General features: G+C 70.6%; 21 protein-coding genes. 3 read left to right on the top strand and 18 right to left on the bottom strand.

Annotated elements, in window-relative coordinates:
- Positions 1-13: 13 nt before the first annotated feature.
- Complete coding sequence (locus tag D451_RS0115100; protein WP_017535069.1) at positions 14-1612, bottom strand: acyl-CoA carboxylase subunit beta; 1599 nt, start codon at positions 1610-1612, stop codon at positions 14-16.
- Positions 1609-3357: an acyclic terpene utilization AtuA family protein gene (locus D451_RS0115095; protein WP_017535068.1), complete on the bottom strand. Its 1749-nt coding sequence runs from the start codon at positions 3355-3357 to the stop codon at positions 1609-1611. Before D451_RS0115095 ends, D451_RS0115100 begins: the two co-directional genes overlap by 4 nt.
- A gap of 146 nt (positions 3358-3503) precedes the next feature.
- On the opposite strand from D451_RS0115095, the gene D451_RS0115090 reads away from it, so the two are divergent.
- Both D451_RS0115090 and D451_RS0115085 read left to right on the top strand, forming a co-directional pair.
- Positions 3504-3974: a hypothetical protein gene (locus D451_RS0115090; RefSeq protein ID WP_017535067.1), complete on the top strand. Its 471-nt coding sequence runs from the start codon at positions 3504-3506 to the stop codon at positions 3972-3974.
- A 104-nt stretch (positions 3975-4078) separates the two neighbouring features.
- The gene (locus tag D451_RS0115085) at positions 4079-4648 is read left to right on the top strand and encodes a hypothetical protein (protein ID WP_017535066.1); all 570 of its coding nucleotides are present in this window, start codon (positions 4079-4081) and stop codon (positions 4646-4648) included.
- A 202-nt stretch (positions 4649-4850) separates the two neighbouring features.
- Here the strand turns inward: D451_RS0115085 and D451_RS0115080 are convergent, their stop codons facing one another.
- The 10 genes from D451_RS0115080 to D451_RS0115035 form a co-directional block, all read right to left on the bottom strand.
- Complete coding sequence (locus D451_RS0115080; protein WP_017535065.1) at positions 4851-6140, bottom strand: thymidine phosphorylase; 1290 nt, start codon at positions 6138-6140, stop codon at positions 4851-4853.
- 96 nt (positions 6141-6236) lie between these two features.
- Positions 6237-6677, bottom strand: coding sequence for a cytidine deaminase (locus D451_RS0115075; RefSeq protein ID WP_017535064.1), 441 nt, complete (start codon positions 6675-6677; stop codon positions 6237-6239).
- Positions 6656-7915, bottom strand: a complete 1260-nt coding sequence (locus tag D451_RS0115070; RefSeq protein WP_014911018.1) for an ABC transporter permease — start codon at positions 7913-7915, stop codon at positions 6656-6658. The genes D451_RS0115075 and D451_RS0115070 overlap by 22 nt, the downstream gene beginning before the upstream one ends.
- Positions 7912-9495, bottom strand: coding sequence for an ABC transporter permease (locus D451_RS0115065; RefSeq protein ID WP_017535063.1), 1584 nt, complete (start codon positions 9493-9495; stop codon positions 7912-7914). Before D451_RS0115065 ends, D451_RS0115070 begins: the two co-directional genes overlap by 4 nt.
- The gene (locus tag D451_RS0115060) at positions 9492-11093 is read right to left on the bottom strand and encodes an ABC transporter ATP-binding protein (protein WP_017535062.1); all 1602 of its coding nucleotides are present in this window, start codon (positions 11091-11093) and stop codon (positions 9492-9494) included. Before D451_RS0115060 ends, D451_RS0115065 begins: the two co-directional genes overlap by 4 nt.
- A 182-nt stretch (positions 11094-11275) precedes the next feature.
- Positions 11276-12325: a BMP family lipoprotein gene (locus D451_RS0115055; protein WP_017535061.1), complete on the bottom strand. Its 1050-nt coding sequence runs from the start codon at positions 12323-12325 to the stop codon at positions 11276-11278.
- A gap of 327 nt (positions 12326-12652) precedes the next feature.
- Positions 12653-13369, bottom strand: coding sequence for an alpha/beta fold hydrolase (locus tag D451_RS0115050; protein ID WP_238543816.1), 717 nt, complete (start codon positions 13367-13369; stop codon positions 12653-12655).
- A gap of 174 nt (positions 13370-13543) precedes the next feature.
- Positions 13544-13885 (bottom strand): biotin/lipoyl-containing protein, encoded by a 342-nt coding sequence (locus tag D451_RS0115045; RefSeq protein ID WP_017535060.1) that lies wholly within the window; start codon positions 13883-13885, stop codon positions 13544-13546.
- Between the two features lie 5 nt (positions 13886-13890).
- Complete coding sequence (locus tag D451_RS0115040; protein WP_017535059.1) at positions 13891-14910, bottom strand: alpha-ketoacid dehydrogenase subunit beta; 1020 nt, start codon at positions 14908-14910, stop codon at positions 13891-13893.
- A complete protein-coding gene (locus tag D451_RS0115035; protein WP_017535058.1) occupies positions 14907-15944 on the bottom strand; it encodes a thiamine pyrophosphate-dependent dehydrogenase E1 component subunit alpha in 1038 nt (345 codons plus the stop codon). Before D451_RS0115035 ends, D451_RS0115040 begins: the two co-directional genes overlap by 4 nt.
- A 752-nt stretch (positions 15945-16696) precedes the next feature.
- On the opposite strand from D451_RS0115035, the gene D451_RS0115030 reads away from it, so the two are divergent.
- Positions 16697-17191 (top strand): Lrp/AsnC family transcriptional regulator, encoded by a 495-nt coding sequence (locus D451_RS0115030; RefSeq protein ID WP_014911596.1) that lies wholly within the window; start codon positions 16697-16699, stop codon positions 17189-17191.
- A 10-nt stretch (positions 17192-17201) separates the two neighbouring features.
- Here the strand turns inward: D451_RS0115030 and D451_RS0115025 are convergent, their stop codons facing one another.
- From D451_RS0115025 to deoC, 6 genes are all read right to left on the bottom strand, one after another.
- Entirely contained in the window at positions 17202-18875 is a 1674-nt protein-coding gene (locus D451_RS0115025) for a phospho-sugar mutase (protein ID WP_017535057.1), read from the bottom strand.
- A gap of 94 nt (positions 18876-18969) precedes the next feature.
- Entirely contained in the window at positions 18970-19767 is a 798-nt protein-coding gene (locus D451_RS0115020) for a purine-nucleoside phosphorylase (protein WP_014911701.1), read from the bottom strand.
- Positions 19768-20027: 260 nt separating this feature from the next.
- On the bottom strand, positions 20028-20672 hold the full coding sequence (locus D451_RS0115015) for a GNAT family N-acetyltransferase (protein ID WP_234305848.1): 645 nt from the start codon (positions 20670-20672) through the stop codon (positions 20028-20030).
- Positions 20673-20735: 63 nt separating this feature from the next.
- Positions 20736-21707, bottom strand: coding sequence for an aldehyde dehydrogenase family protein (locus D451_RS0115010; RefSeq protein WP_017535055.1), 972 nt, complete (start codon positions 21705-21707; stop codon positions 20736-20738).
- On the bottom strand, positions 21700-23130 hold the full coding sequence (locus tag D451_RS0115005) for an aldehyde dehydrogenase family protein (RefSeq protein WP_017535054.1): 1431 nt from the start codon (positions 23128-23130) through the stop codon (positions 21700-21702). Before D451_RS0115005 ends, D451_RS0115010 begins: the two co-directional genes overlap by 8 nt.
- 2 nt (positions 23131-23132) lie before the next feature.
- Entirely contained in the window at positions 23133-24080 is a 948-nt protein-coding gene (gene deoC, locus D451_RS0115000) for a deoxyribose-phosphate aldolase (RefSeq protein WP_017535053.1), read from the bottom strand.
- Between the last annotated feature and the right edge of the window lie 198 nt (positions 24081-24278).

Below are 24278 nucleotides of genomic sequence, written 5' to 3'. Positions count from 1 at the left end.
GTCCCTCCCTCCTCTACATGCGGAAGACACCGAAGGTGTCGGTACCGGCGACGGGCGCGTTGTGGGCGAAGGACAGGCACAGTCCGAGGACGGTACGGGTGTCGCGGGGGTCGATGATCCCGTCGTCGTAGACCCGTCCGGACAGGAACATCGGCAGGGACTCGGCCTCGATCTGCCGCTCCACCAGTTCGCGCATGGCCGCGTCCTGGTCGTCGTCGTAGGGCGTCCCCTTCTTCGCGGCGGCGGCCCGGGAGACGATCGAGACCACCTCGGCCAACTGCCTGGGGCCCATCACCGCGGAGCGGGCACTGGGCCAGGCGAACAGGAAGCGGGGGTCGTAGGCACGTCCGCACATGCCGTAGTGTCCGGCGCCGTAGGAGGCCCCGATGAGCACCGAGAAGTGCGGCACGGTGCTGTTGGAGACGGCGTTGATCATCATCGAGCCGTGCTTGATGATGCCGCCCTGCTCGTACTCGGCCCCGACCATGTAGCCGGTGGTGTTGTGCAGGAAGATCAGCGGGGTGTCGGCCCGGTTGGCGAGCTGGATGAACTGCGCCGCCTTCTGCGCCTCCTCGCTGAACAGCACCCCGTTGTCGTTGGCCAGGACACCGACCGGATACCCGTGCAGGCGTGCCCACCCGGTGACCAGACCCGCCCCGTAGAGCGGTTTGAACTCGTCGAACTCCGAACCGTCCACGATCCGGGCGATGACCTCGCGGGGGTCGACCGGGATCTTGAGGTCGGGGGGCATGATCCCCAGGAGCTCCTCGGCGGGGTGGAGCGGTTCGACCACGGACCCGGCCGGGGCGGGGCCCGCCTTGGTGTGTCCGAGCCGGGCGACGATCCGACGTCCGATCCGGATCGCGTCGTGTTCGTCCTCGGCCAGGTGGTCGGCGAGCCCGGAGACCTCGGCGTGCATGCGGGCCCCGCCCAGGGACTCGTCGTCGCTCTCCTCACCGGTGGCCGCCTTGACCAGCGGCGGTCCGCCCAGGAACACCTTGGCCCGGTCCCGGACCATGACCACGTGGTCGCTCATCCCGGGGATGTAGGCGCCCCCGGCGGTGGAGTTGCCGAAGACCAGGGCGATCGTGGGGATACCGGCGGCCGAGAGCCGGGTCAGGTGGCGGAAGGTCCCGCCGCCGGGGATGAAGATCTCCTTCTGGGTGGGCAGGTCGGCGCCACCCGACTCCACGAGGCTGATCATCGGCATCCGGTTGCGTTCGGCGATCTCGCCCGCCCGCTGTGACTTCCTCAGGGTCCAGGGGTTGCTGGAGCCGCCCCGCACGGTGGGGTCGTTGGCGACGATCACGCACTCCACGCCGGAGACCACACCGACCCCGGTGACCACGCTGGCGCCCACGTGGAAGTCGCTGCCCCAGCCGGCGAGCGTGGACAGTTCGAGGAAGGGGCTCCCCTCGTCGAGGAGGAGTTCGATCCGCTCCCGGGCGAGCAGTCCGCCCCGGGAACGATGGCGTTCGATGTAGCGCTCCCCTCCTCCGGCCAGGGCCTTGGCGTGTTCGGCGTCGATCTCGGCCAGCCCCGCGAGCATGGCCTCCCGGGCCTCGGCGTAGGCCGGGCCCCGTATGTCGAGTCTCGAGGTCAGGACGCTCACCTGGTCTCCTCTCCGTTCGGGCTCCGCTCCAGCAGGAGTTCGGGGACGGGCATCCGTCGGGCCCGTAGCCATTCGCCGAGCCCCTTGGCCTGGGGGTCGGCCCCTTCACGGCGGGCCGTCCCCGGGGCGAGCAGCCCCTCGATCCAGAAGTCGACCGCGCGCAGGGAGGGCAGCGGATGACGGGTGACCCTCAGGTCGGCGACCTCGGGCAACAGGTCGCGCAACACGTCGACGGTGAGCGCGTGGGAGAGCCAGCGCCACCCCTCATCGGTGGTCGCCCATACGCCCAGGTTGGCGTCGGGACCCTTGTCGCCGCTGCGCGCGCCCAGCACCAGACCGAGGGGGACGGTGCGCACGGGCCCCTCCGGCAGGGGTTCGGGCTGCGGCGGGTCGGGGACCTCGGCGAGGGCGAGGGTCCTGGTCGGATGAGGGATCCTCTCCCACTCGCCGTCGGGGGTGATGACGATGTGCTCGACCTCCGTGGCGGGGACGAGGACGTGGGTGGCGGCGACCCCGTCGGGGCGGGCGTCGCGCGGTGGGGAGGTGATGTGGAAGCCCGCGTAGCTGCCCAGGGCCAGTTCGACGGCGGCGGCGCCGAGGCGACGGCCGATGACGGCGGGGTCGCGGTCGCGGGCGATCGCGCGCAGCCGGGCGGTGGCCGCGTCCTGCGTCGCCCCGTGCGGGTCCTGGGCCGGGGTGAACTCGAAGCGCAGTTCCTCGGGCTCGTTCCCGGCCAGGGCGGCGCGCATCTGTCGTTCCACCCGGGCGGCCTTGGCCTCGGCCTCCAGTCCGGGGAGGAGGAACTCCACCTCGTTGCGAAAGCCCGTGAGGCCGGTCAGGCCGACCTTGAGGTCGGGCGGCGGCGGTTCGCCCTGGACCCCGTCGATCCGTACCCGGTCCGGGCCCGCCTCGGTGAGGCGGACGGTGTCCAGGCGCGCGGTGACGTCGGGCCCCGGGTAGCGGGCTCCGCGGATCTCGTAGACGAGTTGGGCGGTGACGGTGCCCACCGTGACCGCTCCCCCGGTGCCCTCGTGCTTGGTGATGGTCGACGAGCCGTCGGCCTCGATCTCCGCGAGGGGGAAGCCGGGCCGGTCCAGGTCGTGGCCGGACAGCGCTTCGGCGAACGCGTAGTTGCCGCCGGTGGCCTGGGCGCCGCACTCGATGACGTGTCCGGCCACGGTGGCGCCGGCCAGGGCGTCGAGGTCGTCGTGGGTCCAGCCGAAGTGGGAGATGGCCGGCCCCACCGTGAGGGAGGCGTCGGTGACCCGTCCGGTGACGACGATGTCGGCTCCGGCGTCCAGACAGCGGGCGATGCCGAAGGCCCCCAGATAGGCGTTGGCGGTGAGGGGTCCGTCCAGGTCCAGTTCCTCGGCCCGGTGCAGGAGGTCGTCGCCGGTGACGCAGGCGATCCGGGGTTCGAAGCCCAGCTCCTCGGCCAGGTCGGTGAGGCGGTCGGCCAGGCCCCGGGGGTTGAGGCCTCCGGCGTTGGTGACCACTCGGATCCGGCGTTCCATGATCAGCCCGAGGCATTCCCGCATCTGTTTGAGGAAGGTCCGGGCGTAGCCGCGTCCGGGGTCGGCCAGTTGGTCGCGTCCCAGGATCGCCATGGTGAGTTCGGCCAGGTAGTCACCGGTGAGCACGTCCACGGTGCCTTCGGTGAGCATCTCGTGCACCGCCGAGAGGCGGTCTCCGTAGAAGCCGGAGGCGTTACCGACCCACAGGGAGGGGGCTTCTGTCGCGGTCATGGCACGAGAGTGACATCGGACACACGAAAAAACAAGCTCTCCTGATTGTTCTTCCGGGACGAGACTCCCGTATTGGCCGGAACCGGACGCCGCCGACCCGCGTTCGGGCCCCCGGGACGGGGAACGCGGCCGGTATTTTGACGCGGGTGAGTACTTCCCCAGAGGACACCACCGACACCTCCTCCACCGAGACCCCCGAACCCGACGACACCACAGGTGACGCCACCGGGGCCGAGGCCACGAAGGACGAGGGCGAAGAGGCCTTCCTGTCCGCGGCCCCGGCTCACGGACGCGGCGGCGGCCTGTTCGGTCCCGAGACCTTCGGCGTGGCCGGCGCCCTGCTCTTGGGCGTGGTCCTGTTCTCCACCGAACTCATCGCGATCTTCAACCAGTACGTCCTGACCGGGGCCTCCGGGGTCCTCGTACCCGCCGTCCAGGGCCAGCTGACCGGGGCCGGGCTGTTCTCCGCGCTGGCCGTGGCGAGCGCGTCCGCGGCCCTGTTCCGGGCGACGCACACGACACGCCCCTGGGCCCGTCACCTGGCCGCCGCCACGATTCTGGTCGGGCTGCTCGCGGTCCTGTTGACCGTGCTGTCCTACGTGCTGTTGGGCTCCTGAAGGGCGCCTCCGAGACGCCACCGTGTCCGGAACGGCCCGAATCCCTCCATTGACCAGGTGGTTCTTAGGCCCCGCTTACACGGACCCACCGGTACGTTGGCCGCGTGAGTACCACTCCGGAAGATCACCCAGGACCCGAGAACACCACGAGCGCGCCGGAGGGTGGCGGCAAGCCGACCTTCGAACCGGCGGGGACGGAGGCCCCGCCGCGGGACGAGGCGCCCGTCGAACCCGAGACGGACCCGAACGGTGAGGACACCGACCCCGGCGAGGACGCGGAGGAGGCGCTCCCCACCGAGCCCCGCCCCGGAGGCGTCCTGTCCGCCGAGACCTTCACCATCGCAGGGCTGATCCTGCTCGGTGTGACCGTCATGTCCGGGCAGCTCATCGAGATCCTCACCAGCATGATCCTGGTGGACGGCCAGCCCATCGAGGGCGGCCAGATCAGGCAGATCAGGATCCAGCTCATGACCGGCGGGTCGATGGCCCTGATCGCCGTGATCCTCGGCGGTCTGGCCCTGAGCCTGACCGACGCGGGCAGCCGCCACTGGGCCCGGTGGGGTTCGGCGGCGACCATCCTCGTGGGGCTGATGTTCGTGGTCGTGGCGGCCGTGGCCGTCTACATGATCCCGGAGGCGGCGCCGCAGATGATGCCGCCGCCCATGCCGAACTGACGGGGGCTCCCCCGCGACACCGCCCGAGACACGGAACGGCCGGGGCCCATCGAGGCCCCGGCCGTTCTCATCGCTTGCCCCGAGGACTCCCGCCGCGACGCGACCCTCGCCCACGTCCTGAACTCCACCTGGGCCTGAGGAGCCTGAACGCCGATGGGGCGGGGCCGAAGATCCGGTCCCGCCCCATCGTTCGTTCCCGGGGTCAGGCGATGCGGTCGATGACCAGCGGGGAGGGCTTCCACTCGTCGCCGGCGCCGATGTCGAACGCGCCCTCCAGGGCCTCGGCGGCCCGGTCGAAGCGCTCCGGCTCGTCGGTGTGCAGGGTGAACAGCGGCTCGCCCGCCTTGACCTCCTCGCCCGGCTTGGCGTGCAGGGTCACGCCCGCGCCGAAGGACACCGCGTCCTCCTTGCGCGCTCGCCCGGCGCCGAGCCTCCAGGCGGCCAGGCCCACCTGGTAGGCGTCCAGTCGGGTGACCACGCCACCGGTCGGGGCGAGGACCACGCGACGCTCGGCGGCCACGGGCAGCGGCGCGTCCGGGTCGCCGCCCTGCTCGCGCACGAGCTCCTTCCAGGACGCCAGCGCGCTGCCGTCGCGCAGCGCCTCGGCCGGGTCCCTGGTGCCGCCCTCGCCCGGGGTCAGACCGGCGGCCAGGAGCATCTCGCGGGCCAGGGCCACGGTCAGCTCGACCACGTCGGCGGGCCCGCCTCCGGAGAGGACCTCGACGGCCTCGGCGACCTCCAGGGCGTTGCCGACCTGACGCCCCAGCGGGCTCTCCATGTCGGTGAGCAGGGCGACGGTGCGCACCCCGTGGTCGTTGCCGATGTCCACCATGGTGCGGGCCAGTTCGCGGGCGGAGGCGAGGTCCTTCATGAACGCCCCCGAGCCCACCTTGACGTCCAGCACCAGCGAACCGGTGCCCTCGGCGAGCTTCTTGCTCATGATGGAGGCGGAGATGAGCGGGATCGACTCGACGGTGCCGGTGACGTCGCGCAGGGCGTAGAGCCTGCGGTCCGCCGGGGCCAGCCCGGAACCGGCCGCGCAGATCACCCCGCCCGTGGTGGTGAGCACCCGGCGCATCTCCTCGGTGCTCAGCGACGCCTTCCAGCCGGGGATGGCCTCCAGCTTGTCGAGGGTGCCGCCGGTGTGGCCCAGCCCGCGACCGGAGAGCTGGGGCACGGCCGCGCCGCAGGCCGCCACGGTGGGGGTGAGCGGCAGGGTGATCTTGTCACCGACCCCTCCGGTGGAGTGCTTGTCGGTGGTGGGCCGGGCCAGGTCGGAGAAGTCCAGCCGCTCGCCCGAGTCCAGCATCGCCTCCGTCCATCGGCTCACCTCGGAGCGGTCCATCCCCTGGAGGAAGATCGCCATGGCCAGCGCCGCCATCTGTTCCTCGGCGATCTCGCCACGGGTGTAGGCCCCGATCACCCAGTCGATCTGCTCGGGGGTGAGGGTCCCCCCGTCGCGCTTGGCGCGGATGATCTCGATGACGTCCATGTCACGTTCCTTCCGTGGCACTGCTTCGGTGATGGCGAGGGTGGATAAAGGGCGTCTCCCCGGCCGCGGTGGGCCGGGGAGACGCCGATGGGGTGACTATGTGAGGTTGTGCGGTCCGAAGGCCTGCGGCAGGACCCGGTCCATGGGGAGGATCCCCTCGGGCGTGTCCACAAGCAGTTCGGGCCCGCCGTGTTCGTACAGCAGTTGTCGACATCGCCCGCACGGCATCAGGGCGGAGCCCCGCCCGTCCACGCAGGCGAAGGCGACCAGACGTCCGCCGCCGGTGGCGTGCAGCGCGCTGACCAGACCGCACTCGGCGCACAGGCCCACACCGTAGGAGGCGTTCTCCACGTTGCAGCCGCTCACCACCCGGCCGTCGTCGACCAGAGCGGCGGCGCCCACCGGGTAGCGGGAGTAGGGGGCGTAGGCGCGGCCCATCGCCTCCCGGGCGGCCGCGCGGAGCGCCTCCCAGTCGACGTCCGGGGCCGTGCCCTCGGCGCCCTTCGCGTGCTCGGTCATGAGCGGCTCGCCCTCCATTGCCTACCGACGCCCGCGGGTGCCCGCAGCCGTTGCGAGGCCAGCGACAGCACCAGCAGGGTGGCGATGTGCGGGCTGTAGGTGGCCAGCTCGCGCGGCAGGGAGTCGGTGGTGAAGTACCAGAACAGCAGCACGATCGCGGCGAGCGTACCGGCCACGGCCAGACCCTTGCGGTCCTTGCGCACCTGCCACACGGCCACCACCAGCAGTACCACGGCCAGGAGCAGCAGCAGCGCGTGGATCGCGGCGCCGCCACCACGTACCTGGAGGGCGTCGGTGTAGCCGAACAGGCCCGCGCCCATGGCCAGACCGCCCGGACGCCAGTTACCGAAGATCATCGCGGCCAGACCGATGTAGCCGCGGCCGCCGGTCTGCCCCTCCTGGTAGATCTGCGAGGCGACGATCGCGAGGAAGACGCCGCCCATGCCGGCCAGACCACCGGAGATGAGCACCGCGACGTACTTGAGCGTGTACACCGGCACACCGAGGGACTCGGCGGCGTCGGGGTTCTCGCCCACCGAACGCAGTCGCAGACCGAAGGTGGTCTTCCACAGCACCAGGTAGCTGAGCGGGATCATCAGGACCGCGATGAGCGTCAGCGCCGACATCCGGGTGGTGAGGCCGATGATCAGCGCGGCGATGTCGCTGACCAGGAAGATCCCGCTCTGCGCGACCGGGGTGAGCGCCTCGGGCAGCCACGGCACGTTCAGGGTGGGGAACGAGGGCGCGGGCGGGGACTGGGCCGCGCCGGCGCCGGGGATGTCGGCGTAGACGAGGATCGACAGGTAGCGCATGGCGCCCAGGGCGAGGATGTTGATCGCCACACCGGACACGATGTGGTCCACGGCGAAGGTCACCGTGGCCACCGCGTGCATGAGGCCGCCGAACATCCCTCCCAGGGTGCCGGCCAGCAGACCGATCCAGGGGTTGTCGAAGCTCCACGCGAAGTAGGCGCCGAACCAGGTCCCGAAGATCATCATGCCTTCGAGACCGATGTTGATGATGCCGGCGCGTTCGGCCCACAGACCACCGAGCGCGGCCAGGCCGATCGGGACCGCGAAGGTCAGCGTGGTGCGGACGGTGCCCGCGTCGGTCAGCATGTCCTGGCCGGTGATGACCCGCAGCCCCGCGAGGGACACCAGGACCGCCATCAGCAGGGTGAGAAGACGCCAGCGCCCCCACCCCTTGGGCCGGGACCTTCCGGCCACCGGCTCCATCACGTTGAGTTCCTGACTCACTTCGCCTCCCCGCCGCGCTCGCCGTCGGTGCCGTGGGCGCCGTCGCCGCCCTCGGTCCCCTCGGCGGAACCGTGCTCCGGGCCGGCGCCGTGGGACACGGTCGCGGGCTCCGGAGTGGTCTCGGTCGTGCGACCGAGCTGTCGACCGACCTGTTGCTGCTGGTGGCGACGGCCCCAGCGGTGGACGACCTCGTAGACCACGACGACCGTGAGGACGATGGTGGCCTGTGCGATGACCGCGATCTCCTGGGGGATGCCGTCGAAGGGCAGAATGCCCGCCGCCTGGTTCAGGAAGGCCCAGAACAGGGAGGCGAAGACGATGCCGACCGGGTGGTTGCGCCCCAGCAGGGCGATCGCGATACCGACGAAGCCGATACCGGCCGGGAAGTCCAGGGCGTAGTAGTGGGAGCTGCCCAGAAGCTGGGGCAGGCCCACGAGCCCGGCGACCATGCCGGAGAACAGCATGGACAGGAAGATCATCTTCTTGACGTCGACGCCGCTGGCCTCGGCCGCCGTCTTGGACTGGCCGGTGGCGCGCAGTTCGAAGCCGAACCGGGTGCGGTTGAGCATCACCCAGTAGCCGATGCCCACGGCGATGGCGAGGAAGACCAGACCGAAGATCTCACGCTCCGAGCCCAGGAAGGTCGCCGGGATGCCGGGGACCCAGCCGGACTCGGGGATCGGCGGGGTGCCGATGTTGTTGGTGCTGATCTCGACCGCGAGACGGCCTTCGGTCAGCAGGTAGGCGGTGATACCGGTGGCGATCGAGTTGAGCATGATCGTCGCGATCACCTCGGACACCCCTCGGGTGACCTTGAGGTACCCGGCGATACCGGCCCACACGCCACCGACGGCGACCGCCGTGACGATGACGACGAACTGGCTGATCACCGGGGGCAGCACCAGGTATCCGCCGACCGCGGCGGCCAGCAGGGCCGCCAGTCGGTACTGGCCGTCCACGCCGATGTTGAACAGCTTCATCTTGAAGCCGATCGCCACGGCCACGGCGGCCAGGTAGTAGGTGGTGCTGTCGTTGATGATCTGCACCATGCTGTTGGGCCGGGTGCCGTATTCGAGCATCCGCTCGAAGGTGCTCAGGGGCGCGATGCCGCTGAAGAACAGCACGGCGGCGGTCACGGCGGTGGCGATGATCCCGGCCGCGAACACGGCGGCGAAGGACAGCGCCAACATGGCCGAGAGCCGGTGGATCAGCAGGAAGGCCAGTCCCGCGCCGACGGCGCCGCCCAGGAGGGCCGCCGCCCACTCCTGGAGCTGGAGGTCCAGCGCCCAGGCCGCGAGCAGTCCGCCGAGCACCGACAGCACCAGGGCGGCCGGGAGCACGAGGGTCTTGTGCAGCGTCGTGTGCTTCTCGTCGACGTCGTCGCCCGGATCGCCGTCGTCGGTCCGGCCGGAGGCGGTCCAGAACACGAAGGCGAAGGCCGCGACCACACCGATGATCAACGCGGCCCACCACAGCAGCGCCAGATCGAGCCCGGCGGTGACACCGGCGCCCAGGAGGATCGCGATCACCACGACGGCGGGACCGGGCAGGGGCGCGCCGGGGCGGGAGGTCCTACTCATGATCCGCCCTCGTTCTCTTCCTTGTCGGTGCCATCGTTCGCACCGGTCTCACTTTCCTCATCGCCGCACAGGCCGGCGCCGGTCATGGCCGAGCCGAGCTGTTCGGGGGTGACGGTGGCGGGGTCGGCCTCGGCGACCAGGCGTCCGCGCAGGATGACGTGGAGCGTGTCGGACATGCCGATCAGCTCGTCCAGGTCCGCGGAGATCAGCAGCACGGCCAGGCCCTCGGCCCGCGCTTCGCGGAGCTGTTTCCAGATGGCGGACTGGGCGCCCACGTCCACGCCTCGGGTGGGGTGGGCGGCGACCAGGAAGCGCGGTTCCCCGCTCATCTCCCGGCCGATGATGAACTTCTGCTGGTTACCGCCCGAGAGCGCGTCGGCGATGACGTCGATGCCGGGGGTGCGGACGTCGTACTCGGCGACGATGCGTTCGGAGTCCTTACGGGCTCCGGCCTTGTCGATCCAGGGGCCGCGTACGCTGGGCGCCTTGGTCTGGTGACCCAGAATGCGGTTCTCCCACAGCGGCGACTCCAGCAGCACGCCGTGGCGGTGCCGGTCCTCGGGGATGTAGCCGACCCCGGCCTCGCGGATGCGCAGGGTGGACCAGGTGCTGATGTCCTCCTCCTCCAGGAGGATCCGCCCCGAGGAGAGGCGGCGCATGCCCATGATCGCCTCGATGAGCTCGGACTGGCCGTTGCCCTCGACACCGGCGATGCCGACGATCTCGCCCCGCCGGATGTTCACGGAGACGTCGTCGACGACGGGGCGGCCCTCGGCCGACAGCACGGTGATCCCGTCCAGGGACAGGACCACGTGGTCGGTGACGGTGGACTCGCGCAGCTCGGGGACGGGCAGTTCGCCGCCGACCATCAGGGTCGCCAGTTCCCGCGCGGTGGTGGTGCGCGGGTCGGCGGTGGCGACGGTGGTGCCGCGTCGGATGACGGTGATGTCGTCGGCGACCGACAGGACCTCGTCGAGCTTGTGCGAGATGAAGATGACCGTGAGGCCCTCGCGCTTGAGTTCGCGCAGGTTGGCGAAGAGTTCGTCGACCTCCTGCGGGACCAGTACGGCGGTGGGCTCGTCCAGGATGATGGTCTCGGCGCCCCGGTACAGGACCTTGAGGATCTCCACCCGTTGGCGGTCGCCGATGCCCAGGTTCTCCATCAGGCGGTCGGGGTCCACGCCCAGCCCGTACTGGGCGGACAGGCTCCTGATCCGTTCACGGGCCTTGTTGCCGATGCCGTGCCGGCGTTCGGCCCCCAGGACCACGTTCTCCAGGACGGTGAGGTTGTCGGCCAGCATGAAGTGCTGGTGCACCATGCCGATGCCGTGCTTGATGGCGTCGGAGGGCGAGTGGAAGCGCACCTCCACGCCCTTGACTCGGATCTGTCCCTCGTCCGGCCGGTGCATGCCGTACAGGGTCTTCATCAGCGTGGACTTGCCCGCCCCGTTCTCGCCGACGATGGCGTGCACGGTACCGGGGGCCACGGTGATGTCGATGTCGTGGTTGGCCACGACGCCGGGAAAACGCTTGGTGATCCCGCGCAGCTCAACGGCGGCGGGTCCGTTCGACCCGCCGCCCGATGGCGTGCTGCTCATCAGACTCCTCTATGGGAACTTGCGGCGGGGCGTGGCGGGCCTTGACAGGGCCACGACCGGACGCCTTCGTCGCGGTGCGGCTACCGGGCGGAGCCGAAGGGGTCGTGTGCCCCTTCGGCTCCGTTCCTCGTGACCCTCGGGTCACCTCGCGGGCCCGGCTCCCGCGGTGGGCTCGACGCCCGTCACGGCTCGGTGGGAACCTCGATCTCACCGGCGACGATCTGCTCCTTGAGCGCGTCCAGCTCCTCCTGGATCGGCTCGATGGCCTCCTCGTTGGAGGTGGTGTAGTCGACACCGCCGTCGGTGAGGTCGAAGCGCTGGATGCCGCCCTCGACATCGCCCTCGACGGCCGCGCTGATGAGCTCGAAGACCGAGACGTCGACCTGCTTGATGGCGGAGGTCAGCACGTGCTGCTTCTGGTCGTCCTCGGCGTTGACGTACTGGTCGCTGTCGACGCCGATGAAGGTGAAGTCGTTGGCGACCGCGGACTCCAGGATGCCGTTGCCGGAGGCGCCGGCGGCGTGGTAGATGACGTCGGCGCCGCGGTCGTACTGGGCCTGGGCGACCGCGGAGCCACGGGCGGGCTCGTTGAAGCCGCTCATGTCCGGCGGCTGGCTCAGGTAGTCGATCTCGACGTTGATGTCCTCGTTGACGTGTTCGGCCCCGGCCACGAAACCGGCTTCGAACTTGTGGATCAGCGGGGTCTCGACACCGCCGATGAAGCCGACGTGGTCCTCCTCGGTGGTCAGCGCCGCGGCGGCACCGGCCAGGAAGGAGGCCTGTTCCTCGGCGAACACCAGGCTGGTGACGTTGTCGATGCCCTCGATCTCGGAGTCGATGATCGCGAAGTCGACCTCCGGGTACTTGGGGGCGACCGACTGGATGGCGCCGTCGTAGGCGAACCCGACGGCGATGACGAGGTCGTAGCCCTCCTCGGCCATCGTGGTCAGGCGCTCCTCCTTGGCGGAGTCGGCCTCGTCCTTGGCGGGCTCGAAGTCCTGCGTCTGGACGCCGAGCTCCTCGGCGGCCTGCTCCAGCCCGCGGTAGGCGGAGTCGTTGAAGGAACGGTCGCCACGACCACCGACGTCGTAGGCCAGTCCCACCTGGAGCTCGGATGCGTCGTCACCGGAGCCGTCGCCGGACCCGTCGTCGGCCGCGTTGTCACACGCGGTGAGTGCCAGCATGCTCGCCGCTGCGACGGCGGCGAACTTGGCCGCGTTACTGCGCTTCACTTGGGTAACTCTCCCCTTCGCCCTCTCAGCACTGCCGCATTCCGCAGCGGAACCGGCCTGAGTTCTGCTGCCGGACGATATCTCGTGGCCGAAAGTACACCGCACCATCGGACGGAGTTGTTATAAAGGCGAGAGCCAAGTGACATGGGGCCTTACCCGGAAGTTACCAAGAACACACCGGAGCCGGTCAACCGTCTTCCTATTCTCTGTTTTTTCACCCCCTCTTCCCTGGAGGAACACGGGTCCGGCACCGATGGTGCGGACCCCTTCACCCCTGGTCACGAGGCCCCGGTGACGCCCTACCGGTCTAGACCGGACTGACCCACTTCAGGCCTCGTCCGCGTCGACCTCCAGAAAGTCGATCACGGCCCGGCGGAACGCCCGGGAGGAGACGGCGTTGACGTGGTCCCTCTTGGGAACCTCGACGAAGGTCGCGCCGATGGCCTCGGCCAACCCCTCCACACCCGCCGCCACGGGGTCCTTCGCACCCGCCGCGAACAGGATCGGAACACCCTCGGGACGGGGTTCGGGGGTGAAGGGTCGGGCCGCCTGACCGAGGGCGCAGGCGGCCAGGGCGTCGGCGTCGTTGCCCGGGAGCCCGACGACCGTTCGATAGACCTGGTCGAAGGGGGTGTCGCCCTCACCCGGGACACCCTCCTCGACCCCGGCCAGGGCGTTGTCCGGGCCGAAACCGCCGAGGACCAGCCGGCGCACCCGCTCGGGGGCGGTGAGCGCGAGTTCCCAGGCCAGGCGGGAGCCCATCGAGTAGCCGACGACGTCGACACGCTCCAGACCGAGCCGATCGAGCAGGTCCACCAGGTCGGAGACGAAGTGTTCGGGGAGGTAGAACGCGCTTTCGGTGGGTTTGTCACTGGCACCGTGGCCGCGCAGATCCGGGCCGATGACACGGCGTCCCACGGCCTCCAGATCACGCACCCAGCCGGTGGACCCCCAATTCATCTGGAAGTCGCTTCCGAAACCGTGCAGGAGAAGGACCGGAACGGCCTCTCCCGGGGCCTCCGGAAGCAAATCCACATAACTCATCGTCACGTCTCCGACAGGATTCGTCGTCATGAATATCTCCGTGCCTTTCACGGGTTCGAACTTACTGAGAAAAGGGACGGAGGCCCATTCAGATGTTCCTATGAACGAATCGACTCTCCGGGCCTTTTCGTTCGTGTCGACATCCGAATGGACCTCCGTGGAGGGATGATCCGATCAATCCGTCGGGGGCTTCAGACGCACCCGCCTGCGGGGCGCGGCCTCCTCCGTCGGAACGCGACCGACGATCCCGGCCTGCGGTCCGTCCTTCCTCTCGACCGTGAAGGTCACCAGAGGGGCGCCCACCGGGACGACCTGCTCCTCCTCGGCGTGCAGGCCCGCCACGACCCCGCTCTCGGGCGAGGGGATGACCACGGCCGACTTGGTGGTCTCCACCTCCACCAGCGGGTCGTTGCGGCCGATCCGTTCCCCGACCTCGACCTGCCACTCCAGGACGGTCGCCTCGACCAGCCCCTCGCCGAGGTCGGGAAGGGAGAAGGTGATGTTCTCTTCTGCCATGTCGGCTAGTACTCCAGGGTTCGCTGGACCGCGAACAGGACGCGGTCGATCGTCGGCAGGTACTGGTGCTCCAAGGGGCCGGCCGGGTAGGGCACGTCGAATCCGGTGACGCGCTGGACCGGCGCGGCCAGGTCGCGGAAGCACTGTTCGGTGATCAGGGAGGAGACCTCCGCTCCGAGCCCGGCCGTGAGCGGCGCCTCGTGGACGACCACGGCGCGCTTGGTGCGCGCGACCGAGGCCGCCAGTCCGGCGGCGTCGATCGGCTTGAGCCAGCGCAGGTCCAGCACCTCCAGCTCGACGCCGTCCTCCGCGGCCAGTTCGGCCACCTGGAGGCAGCGGTGCACCATGGCGCCCCAGGCGACGAGGGTGGCGTGCCGGCCCGGACGCACGACACGCGAGGTGCCGATGGGGTCGGTCGGCTCGCTCAGGCGGACCGGACGACGGTCCCAGTAGCAGGCCTTGGGCTCCATGTACACGACCGGGTCGTCCGAGCGCACCGACTGGAGCAGCAGACTGTAGGCCTCGCCCGGGTCGGAGGGCGCCACGACCTTCAGGCCCGGGGTGTGCGCGAAGAGCGCCTCCAGGCTCTCCCCGTGGTGTTCGGGGGCCTGGATGCCGCCGAAGGAGGGCAGACGCAGGGTGATGGGCATGGGGGCGGCGCCGCGGGTGCGATAGTTCATGCGCGCCACCTGGTTCACGATCTGGTCGATGGCCGGATAGGCGAAGCCGTCGAACTGGAGCTCCGGGACGGGACGCCAGCCGTTCATCGCCAGCCCGACCGCCATGCCCATGATGGCGGACTCGGCCAGGGGGGTGTCGAAGACGCGCTGGTCGCCGAACTCCTTCTGGAGGCCGTCGGAGACGCGGAAGACCCCGCCGAGGGCGCCGACGTCCTCACCGAAGAGCAGGACCCGGGGGTCCTCGGCGAGCAGGGTGCGCAGGGCCCGGTTGATGGCCTGCTGCATGGACAGTTCGATCGTCTCGGTCTCGGGCGCCGATTCGGCCCTCTCGATCAGCTCGGTCACAGCTCGACCTCCTCCTGCCAGGTACGGCGCTGGCGGGACAGTTCTTCGGTGGACTCACGGAACACGTGGGTGAACAGCTCCGAGCCGTGGGGCTCGGGGGCCGTGGCCACACCGTCGCGGATCCGCTCGGCGCGGGCGGCGGCCTCGGCGTCCACCCGGTCGAGGTGGGCCTCGTCGGCGTGGCCGGCCTCGATCATGGCCGCGCGCAGCAGGTCGAGGGGGTCGCGTCGACGCCACCGGTCGGCCTCGGCCTCGTCCCGGTAGCGGCCCGGATCGTCGGAGGTGGAGTGCGGTTCGACCCGGTAGGTGAGGGCTTCGATGACGGTGGGGCCGCCGCCCTCGCGGGCCCGCTCGACCGCCTGGGCGGTGGCGGTGTGGACGGCGCCGACGTCGTTGCCGTCGACGAGGACCCCGGGGAGGCCGTACCCCTCGGCGCGCGCGGCGATGGAGCCGCCCGCGACCTGCCGGTGGTTGGGCACCGACAGCGCCCACTGGTTGTTCTGGCAGAAGAAGATGACGGGTGCGCCGAAGACGCCCGCGAAGTTCATGGCCTCGTGGACGTCGCCCTCGGAGCTGGCGCCGTCGCCGAAGTAGGCCATCGCCACGCCGTCGCCGCCGCGCAGGCTCTCGCCGATCGCCCAGCCCACCGCGTGCGGCACGGGTCCGCCGACGACGGCGTTGACCGCGCCGAAGCGGGACTCCATCACGTCGTAGAGGCCGCCGTGCCACAGGGCCCGGTGGGTGGACATGTAGCCGACCATCTCGACGCCGTAGGCCAGGGCCGAGGCCATCTCGCGGTAGGTGGGGAAGACGAAGTCGCGTGCGGGATCGAGCGCGGAGACGCCGCCGACCTGCGCGGCCTCCTGGCCCCGTACGGAGACGTAGGCGGGGAAGACGCCCTGGCGCTGGAGGGCGATCGCCTCGGTGTCCAGGTCGCGCGCGGTGCGCATGTCGCGGTAGAGCCCGCGGGTCAGTTCGGGCGACAGGTGCTCCACGGTGATGGCGCCCCGGCCCGTCGACTCTGGGGATGGCATGTCGAGCGGCTCCCAACGTGGCCCTGGGTACGCGTGGAGCGCCGCCGGGGCTCGAGGTGGTCACGGTCTTGCCTTGATTGTCCGGATGTCTGGACGTTTTCGCTAGATATCACCGAACAGTCGAGATGATCGGGAACGACACGAGACTCTCGGTTCGTGATCGTCTAGGATTCAACCCTCAGAACGGAGGAAAACGACACAACACGCTGAACACCACGAACCACCACCGACCCCACCATCTCTACCCTCTCGACGGTGCGCCGCGCCATCGTTTTCCGCGACCTCCACCGAGCACGGCGAGGCGTTGCGATCCGAACACGGGGGGTACGCGACCGTCGTCGGAACGCGTACCTTCGTACCCCCGACCCACAGGAGTCGTCATAGGTACACACAGAAGCAACGAATGCGATCGAAATAGCCGAACGAAGGGTAATTTCCTCCTGATTCATGACACTTCGGCCTAGACCCCGCCCGCTCGGGGAAACTCTCGAGCCACTCCGCGCGTCAACCATGAGTACAGTCGGACTCCACCGCCATCCCGCCGGGCGGTTCGCACGAGAGGCGACCGCGCGCAAATCCCCCGACCCCCCATCCCCCTCCGACCCACAACAGCCCGAGCGTGCGCATCCCATCTCGCCGACTGAGATCTCCATGGACGAGAACGACGTTTACCTGGCATTTCCTCGGTTCTCCGCCAAAGACGGAGACAAAGGACCGAGCACCATGACAAGAACACCTGAGGAGCACCCGACATGGCCATGGGCGAACAGCGCAGGAACGGCCGGCGGCCGGACACCACCGACCAGACCATTCTGAGCGCGCTCGCCAAGGACGCGCGAACCGGCATCACGGAGATCGCCTCACTGGCCAACGTCTCCCGGGCCACGGCCTACAACCGGATCAAGCGACTCACCGACGACGGCGTCATCCGCGGCTACTCCGTGGTGACCGACCACGCCAAGATGGGGCTGGGCGTCACCGCGCTCGTCCTCATCTCCGGTAGCCAGCCCGATTGGCGGGCCAACCGGGAGATCCTCTCCTCCTACCCGGAGATCGAGTACTGCTGGTACGTGGTCGGTTCGGCCGACATCGTCCTGCTGGTCAGGGTCGCCAACACCAACCAGCTCCGCGACCTGATCCTCACCCGGCTCCAGGCCCTGCCAGGGGTGACGTCCACTCAGACGCTCACCGTGATCGACGAGGTGGTCCATCGGCCCGTCGTGGAACCGACGGACGAGGAGGAATGAACCCTCCGGGTCACCCGCCCACCAGGACGGCGATCTCCGCCTTCAGCTCGGACAGGATCTTCGAGCCGCGCGCACGGACGTCCGCGACGTCCCCGTCGACCCCCGACACGACCTCGATATAGGCCTTCAGTTTGGGTTCGGTCCCCGAGGGGCGCAGGGTCACCCTCCCCCGCACCGTGCCCTCCAGTTCGAAACGCACGGCGTCGGTCGAGGGCAGACCCTCGTGCCCCTCGGCGAAGTCGACGGTCCTCGCCACCCTCAGAGGACCGAACGCGGTGGGCGGCTCGACGCGCACCCGCCGCATCGTCGCGGCGATCACGGCCGGATCGGACACCCGCACCGAGAGCTGATCGCTCAGGTGCAGGCCGTGGCGGCGCGCCTGGTCGTCCAACAGATCGACCAGGGTCAGCCCCCGACGTTTCGCGGTCGCGGCCAGCGAGGCGGCCACCAGCGCGGCGGAGATCCCGTCCTTGTCGGCGACCGGGCGCCCCTCGTCGCCTCCGACGCAGTACCCCAGCGCCTCCTCGTAGGCGAACACCCGACGCTCCCCCGGCCCGCCCGCGCGGGCCAGCCACTTGAAGCCGGTCAACGTCTCCTCGTAACGCGCCCCCCGGTCCCGCGCGATCTCGCCGAGCAGGCTGGAGGAGACGATGGAGGTGGCCACGACCCGATCGGGGCCCTCGGTCCGGTCGAGCACGTACTCGGCGAGGAGCCCGCCCACCTCGTCGCCGGTGAGCATCCCGTGCCCCGGGACCGCCAGGGCCAGACGGTCGGCGTCGGGGTCGTTCGCGATGACCAGGTCGACGCCCTCGGCCTCGCCCAGCGCGAGGGCCAGGTCCATCGCCCCGGGCTCCTCGGGGTTGGGGAAGTCGACCGTGGGGAAGTCGGGGTCGGGCTCGAACTGTTCGGCCACCACGACGGGACGGGGGAACCCGGCCCTTTCGAAGGCCTCCAGGAGCACGCGGCCGCCCACACCGTGCAGGGGCGTGTAGGCGACGGACAGGTCGCGGTCCTCGCCCAAGGGCAGAGCGGTGACGGCGTTCAGGTAGCGGTCGACCGCCTCACGGCCCAGGACCGTCCACCCCTCGCCCAAGGGCAGGTCGCCGACCGGGCCGACCGCGTCGATGAGGGTGGAGATCTCCGCGTCCACCGGGGAGACGATCTGCGCGCCCGCGTCGTCGCCCTCGCCGCCCACGTACACCTTGTAGCCGTTGTCCTGGGGCGGATTGTGGCTGGCGGTCACCATGATCCCGGCGTCCGCGCCCCGTTCCCGCAGCGTGTAGGCCAGCACCGGGGTCGGCAGGGGCCCTTCCAACAGGGTCACCCGGTGGCCCGCCCCGGTGATGACGGCGGCGCTGTCCCGGGCGAAGTCCGCCGAACGGTGCCGGGCGTCGTGACCGATCACCACGTGCCGGCCGCCGTCTCCGAGCCAGGCCGCGATCCCGGCGGCGGCCCGCATGACCACGACCCGGTTCATCCGCCCGGGGCCCGCGCCCAGGGCACCGCGCAGCCCGGCCGTACCGAACTCCAGCCCGGCCGCGAACCGGTCGGCGAGGTCGGTCGCCGCGGCACGCTCGCCCGCCTCGGCCCGGCCGAGCAGGTCGGCCAGTTCGTCCCGGGTGACGGGGTCGGGGTCCTGGTCGAGCCAGTCCCGGGCACGGGTGAGGAGTTCGGTATCGGTCATCGGATCGCCTTTCGGTCGAGGGATCGCCCTCGTGGGGGGAGGTCCGGGGCGGTACGGGCCCCGGACGGGAGAGGGGCGTCGGTGCGGGGTCGGATCAGATCCGGCCGACGATGTCGGCCAGCAGACGGCCGACGGTCTCGGCCGAGTCACGGCCGGTGGCCAGGACCTCCTCGTGGTCGAGGTTGGCCCCCTCCAGCCCCGCCGCGATGTTGGTGACCAGGGACATCCCCAGGACCCGGGCCCCGGCCGCTCTGGCGGCGATGGCCTCCAGGACCGTGGACATGCCGACCAGATCGGCGCCCAACGCGCGCAGCATCCGGATCTCGGCGGGGGTCTCGAAGTGCGGGCCGGGCATGGCCGCGTAGACGCCCTCGGCCAGGTCGGGGTCGACCTTGCGGGCGATGGCGCGAAGCTCGGCGCTGTAGGTCTCGGAGAGGTCCACGAAGGACGCCCCGCTCAGCGGGGACAGCGCGGTCATGTTGATGTGGTCGGCGATGAGCACCGGCGAACCGACCGAGTAGCCGGGGGCGATCCCGCCCGCGGCGTTGGTGAGGACGATGGTCCCGGCGCCCGCGGCGACGGCGGTGCGGACGCCGTGGACGACGGCGTCGGTCCCGTGCCCCTCGTACAGGTGGGTGCGGCCCAGGAAGGCGAGGATGTGCCGGTCTCCGTCGGTGATGGAGCGGATGGTGCCGCTGTGACCGTCGACGGCCGGGGGCAGGAAGCCGGTCAGTTCGGCGGAGGCGAACTCCTCACCGGAGTCTCCGAGCAGGTCGGCGGCGGGGGCCCAGCCCGAGCCCATCACCAGGGCCACGTCGTATCCGTCCACACCGGTACGTTCGCGCAGCTCGTTCGCGGCCTGCTCGGCGGTGGCCTGGGGCGTGAGAGTCACTACGGGTTCTCCTTCATCGGTGCCGCGCGGGCGGCGGGGTGCTGATGGTGGTCTTCAGGGGACGCGACCTCACGTCCCGGGCGTACGGCGCGGCCTGCGCGACCAAGGGGTCCGACAGGGGCGATGGCACGAGGTCGGGCCGATCTCCCGGCGCTGCCATTGTGGCGTGACGTCATGGGCGCGTACGGGCACCGCCGCCTCCGGCGCGTCACCGCCCGCCCGGAGCGGGCGGACGGTGGGACGCGCCTCCGGTACGAGGGTCATCGTGGTTCCGGAAGTCGGGGGACGGGGTGGTAGCCGGTGTCGACCGGCCGGGAGAAGACGCTCTGCATGCCGTGGTCACCGGCGTCGTGGCGACGGCCCGTGGGGGTGAAGCCGGCCGCCCGGTAGGCGCGTTCGCCGGCCTCGTTGCCGTCGTTGACGCACAGGACGATGTGTTCGGCCTCGGGAACGATCTGGGAGACGAGCAGGTCGAGCAGCGGGGCCGAGCAGGCGGTCCTGCCGATCCCGTGCCCCTGATGTTCGGGGGACAGGTAGAAGGCGCGCAGCAGGACCGCCCGCTCCGGCTCGTCCACCAGGTCGCGCAGCACGCCGACCCGGTCGATGATGCCGAAACCGGCGCAGGCGTCCAGGGCCTGGGCACGGTCGGACAGGTCGGCCCCGGTGAGCACGACCGCGTAGGGGAAGAGGTCGGGTACGGCGTCGGCGCGGGGCAGGGTGTGCATCGCCTCGTCGACGAACCTGCGCTGTTCGGGGGCGACCCGCTGACGCGTGACGATCTCGCGCAGCGTGTCGACCTCGGGGGTCCTGCGGTCCAGGCGCACCAGGCGCAGCCCGGGAACGTTCCTGTGTTCGGTCGCGGTGGTCGCGGGGGTGTCGGCCTGTTCGGGGGTCTTCGGCGGCACGTCGTCCTCCACTCGGCTGTCGGACCGGACCCGCCCCGGGAGGGACGGGCCGGACCGTCAGTCTTACATTCCGACCGGATGCCAGACCGTCTTGGTCTCCAGGAAAGGGGTCAACCTGGAGGTACCGGGGTCGGTGTCGAGCCAGGCGTCCTCTCCCCCGTCGGCCTCGGGGCCGGGGCGCAGTACCCGGGTGAGGGTGGCCGCCGCCGCCCTCTCGAAGTCGACGGCCGACTCGCCGGCCCCGGTCAGGTCCAGGGCGTCGACGTCGGCGTGCGAGGCCAGGTGCGGACCGATCTCGCCCGCCTTGCCGGTGAGCACGTTGACCACACCGCCGGGCACGTCGGAGGTGGCGAGCACCTCGGCCAGGTCGATGGAGGCCAGGGGCGCGCTCTCGGAGGAGACCACCACGGCGGTGTTGCCGGTGGCGATGACCGGGGCGAGCACCGAGGTCAGCCCGAGCAGCGGGGCGCCCTGGGGCGCGAACACCACGACGACGCCGGTGGGCTCGGGGGTCGAATGGTTGTAGTAGGGACCCGAGACCGGGTTCGATCCCCCGATGACCTGGGCGAACTTGTCCGTCCAGCCGGCGTAGTGGACCCAGCGGTCCACGGCCGCCGACACGTACCGGTCGGCCTCGGCCCGGGAGACCCCCAGGGCGGCGACCAGCTGGTCCGCGAACTGGGCGTGTCGGCCCTCCAGCACCTCGGCGATCCGGTAGAGGATCTGGCCGCGGTTGTAGGCGGTCCGACCGGACCAGCCGCCGAAGGCCTTACGGGCCGCGACCACCGCGTCGCGCGCGTCCTTGCGCGAGGCGAGCGAGGCGTTGGCCAGGTGTGCGCCGTCCGCTGAGGTCACGGGGTGGCTCCTACCCGACTCCGAGCGGGGGAAGGCCCCGCCCAGATAGAGCTTGTAGGTCTTGCGGACCGCGATTCGGGCCGGAACGTCGGCCTTCGTCGCGGTCGTCCGGTTCTCGGTGGCGCCGCCGTCGGCCGCGCCCTCGTTCTTCCTCTTGCCGCCGTCGCGCCGCTCAGCCAAGGTAGGCCTCCAAACCATGTCGCCCGCCCTCGCGGCCGTATCCCGACTCCTTGTAGCCGCCGAAGGGGCTGGTCGGGTCGAACTTGTTGAACGTGTTGGACCAGATCACCCCGGCGCGCAGCCGTTCGGCGGTCCAGAGCATGCGCGAGCCCTTCTCGGTCCACACGCCGGCGGAGAGCCCGTAGGGGGTGTTGTTCGCCTTGGTGACGGCCTCCTCGGGGGTCCGGAAGGTCAGTACCGACAGCACGGGGCCGAAGATCTCCTCGCGGGCCACCCGGTGGGCCTGGCCGACCCCGGTGAGGACGGTGGGCGCGAACCAGTAACCGGACTCGGGGAGCGCGCACTCGGGAGACCAGCGCTCCACGCCCTCCTCGTCGGCGGTGTCGGTGAGCTCGCGGATCCGTTCCAGCTGGGCGGCGGAGTTGATCGCGCCGATGTCGGTGTTCTTGTCCAGCGGATCGCCCAGGCGCAGTTTGGCCACGCGCTCCTTGAGACGGGGCAGGAACTCCTCGGCGATGGACTCCTGGAGCAGCAGCCGCGAACCGGCGCAGCACACGTGTCCCTGGTTGAAGAAGATGCCGGAGACCACACCCTCCACGGCCTGGTCGAGTGCGGCGTCGTCGTAGACGATGTTGGCGCCCTTGCCGCCCAGTTCCAGGGTGAGACGTTTGTCGGTGCCGGCCACCGCGCGGGCGATGCCCCGGCCCACCTCGGTGGAGCCGGTGAAGGCGACCTTGTCGGTGCCCGGGTGGTCGACCAGGGCCCGGCCGGTCTCCCCCGCGCCGGTCAGGATGTTGACCACGCCCGGGGGCAGGTCGGCCTCCTGGCAGATCTCGGCGAAGACCAGCGCGGTGAGCGGGGTGGTCTCGGCCGGTTTGAGGACGACGGTGTTGCCGGTGGCCAGGGCCGGGGCGACCTTCCACGCCAGCATGAGCAGCGGGAAGTTCCACGGGATGATCTGGGCGGCCACGCCGAGCGGGCGGGGGTCGGGGCCGAAGCCCGCGTGGGCGAGCTTGTCGGCCCAACCCGCGTGGTAGAAGAAGTGCGCGGCGACCAGCGGCAGGTCGACGTCGCGCGTCTCCTTGATGGGCTTGCCGTTGTCCATGCTCTCCAGGACGGCCAGCTCGCGCGAGCGTTCCTGGATGATCCGGGCGATGCGGAACAGGTACTTGCCCCGCTCCGCGCCGCTCATGCGGCCCCAGACGTTCTCCTGGGCGCGGCGGGCGGCGACGACGGCGCGGTCGACGTCGGCCTCTCCGGCCACGGACACCCGGGCGAGCGTCTCCTCGTCGGCCGGGTTGAGACTGGTGAGGTGCTCACCGCTCAGGGCCGGGGTGAACTCGCCGTCGATGAACAGGTCGTAGGTCTCGCGCAGGTGGACGACGGAGCGGGACTCCGGTGCGGGCGCGTACTCGAAGATCACGGCTAGTCCTGCGTGTAGTGGTCGGGGCCCGGGTAGGTGCCGGTGGACAGCCTGGTCCGCTGCATGAGCAGGTCGTTGAGCAGACTGGAGGCACCGATCCGGAACAGGTCCGGGGTGAGCCATTCCGGTCCGGCGGTCTCGTTGACCAGGACCAGGTTGCGGATGGCGTCCTTGGTGGTGCGGATGCCTCCGGCGGGCTTGACGCCGATCCGGCGGCCGGTGGCGGCGTGGTGGTCGCGCACGGCCTCCAGCATGATGAGCGTGACCGGGAGGGTGGCGGCCGGGGACACCTTGCCCGTGGAGGTCTTGATGAAGTCGGCGCCCGCCCGCATCGCCAGGTGGGAGGCGCGGCGCACGTTGTCGTAGGTGACCAGTTCGCCGGTCTCCAGGATGACCTTCAGGTGGGCGTCGCCGCAGGCCTCCTTGACCGCGGCGATCTCCTCGTAGACCTTCAGGTAGCGGCCGGCCAGGAAGGCGCCCCGGTCGATGACCATGTCGATCTCGGCCGCCCCGTCGGCGACCGCGCGCCGGGTGTCGGCGAGCTTGACCTCCATGGGGGCGCGCCCGGCGGGGAAGGCGGTGGCCACCGAGGCCACGCCGATCCCGGTGCCGCGCAACGCCTCGACGGCGACGGCGACCATGTCCGGGTAGACGCACACGGCGCCCACCTTGGGCACGGTGCGGTCGGCGGGGTCGGGCAGCGCCGCCTTGACGCACAGGGAGCGGACCTTGCCGGGGGTGTCGGCCCCTTCCAGCGTGGTCAGGTCCACCATGGAGATCGCCAGGTCGATGGCGGCCGCCTTGGCGGTCGTCTTGATGGACCTGGTGGCCAGGTCCTGGGCCCGGGCTCGGGCGCCGACCTCGTCGACTCCCGGCAGGCCGTGCAGGTAGGCCCGGAGAGCGTGGTCGGTGATCGCCTCGGGCACGGTCGCGGTGTGTGGCACGGGCACCTACAGCTTCGTCGGTTCGTGTGGCCGTCCGCCGGTGACCGGTGGGGGACGGCCCGTACGGGCTCGGTACGGGGTGCGGGCCCCGTTTCCGGCCGTCAGGTGGTCACCATAACCCCGGGTCGCTTCGGCGGCGCGCCCCCGCACGTTCGATCCCCCAAGGTTGGAGAAGCCTCCAAGGACAGGGGTGGATCTCTGTCA

The sequence above is a fragment of the Nocardiopsis alba DSM 43377 genome (assembly GCF_000341225.1).
GTDB classification, from domain to species: Bacteria; Actinomycetota; Actinomycetes; order Streptosporangiales; family Streptosporangiaceae; genus Nocardiopsis; species Nocardiopsis alba.
This window is presented reverse-complemented; position numbering and strand designations above follow the sequence as displayed.

Coding starts and splice junctions, on each gene's coding strand:
- D451_RS0115095 (WP_017535068.1), bottom strand. CDS start 3,357: ATGACCGCGACAGAAGCCCCCTCCCTGTGGGTCGGTAACGCCTCCGGC.
- D451_RS0115080 (WP_017535065.1), bottom strand. CDS start 6,140: ATGGACGTCATCGAGATCATCCGCGCCAAGCGCGACGGGGGGACCCTC.
- D451_RS0115075 (WP_017535064.1), bottom strand. CDS start 6,677: ATGGAGGGCGAGCCGCTCATGACCGAGCACGCGAAGGGCGCCGAGGGC.
- D451_RS0115065 (WP_017535063.1), bottom strand. CDS start 9,495: ATGAGTAGGACCTCCCGCCCCGGCGCGCCCCTGCCCGGTCCCGCCGTC.
- D451_RS0115060 (WP_017535062.1), bottom strand. CDS start 11,093: ATGAGCAGCACGCCATCGGGCGGCGGGTCGAACGGACCCGCCGCCGTT.
- D451_RS0115050 (WP_238543816.1), bottom strand. CDS start 13,369: ATGAGTTATGTGGATTTGCTTCCGGAGGCCCCGGGAGAGGCCGTTCCG.
- D451_RS0115045 (WP_017535060.1), bottom strand. CDS start 13,885: ATGGCAGAAGAGAACATCACCTTCTCCCTTCCCGACCTCGGCGAGGGG.
- D451_RS0115035 (WP_017535058.1), bottom strand. CDS start 15,944: ATGCCATCCCCAGAGTCGACGGGCCGGGGCGCCATCACCGTGGAGCAC.
- D451_RS0115030 (WP_014911596.1), top strand. CDS start 16,697: ATGGCCATGGGCGAACAGCGCAGGAACGGCCGGCGGCCGGACACCACC.
- D451_RS0115025 (WP_017535057.1), bottom strand. CDS start 18,875: ATGACCGATACCGAACTCCTCACCCGTGCCCGGGACTGGCTCGACCAG.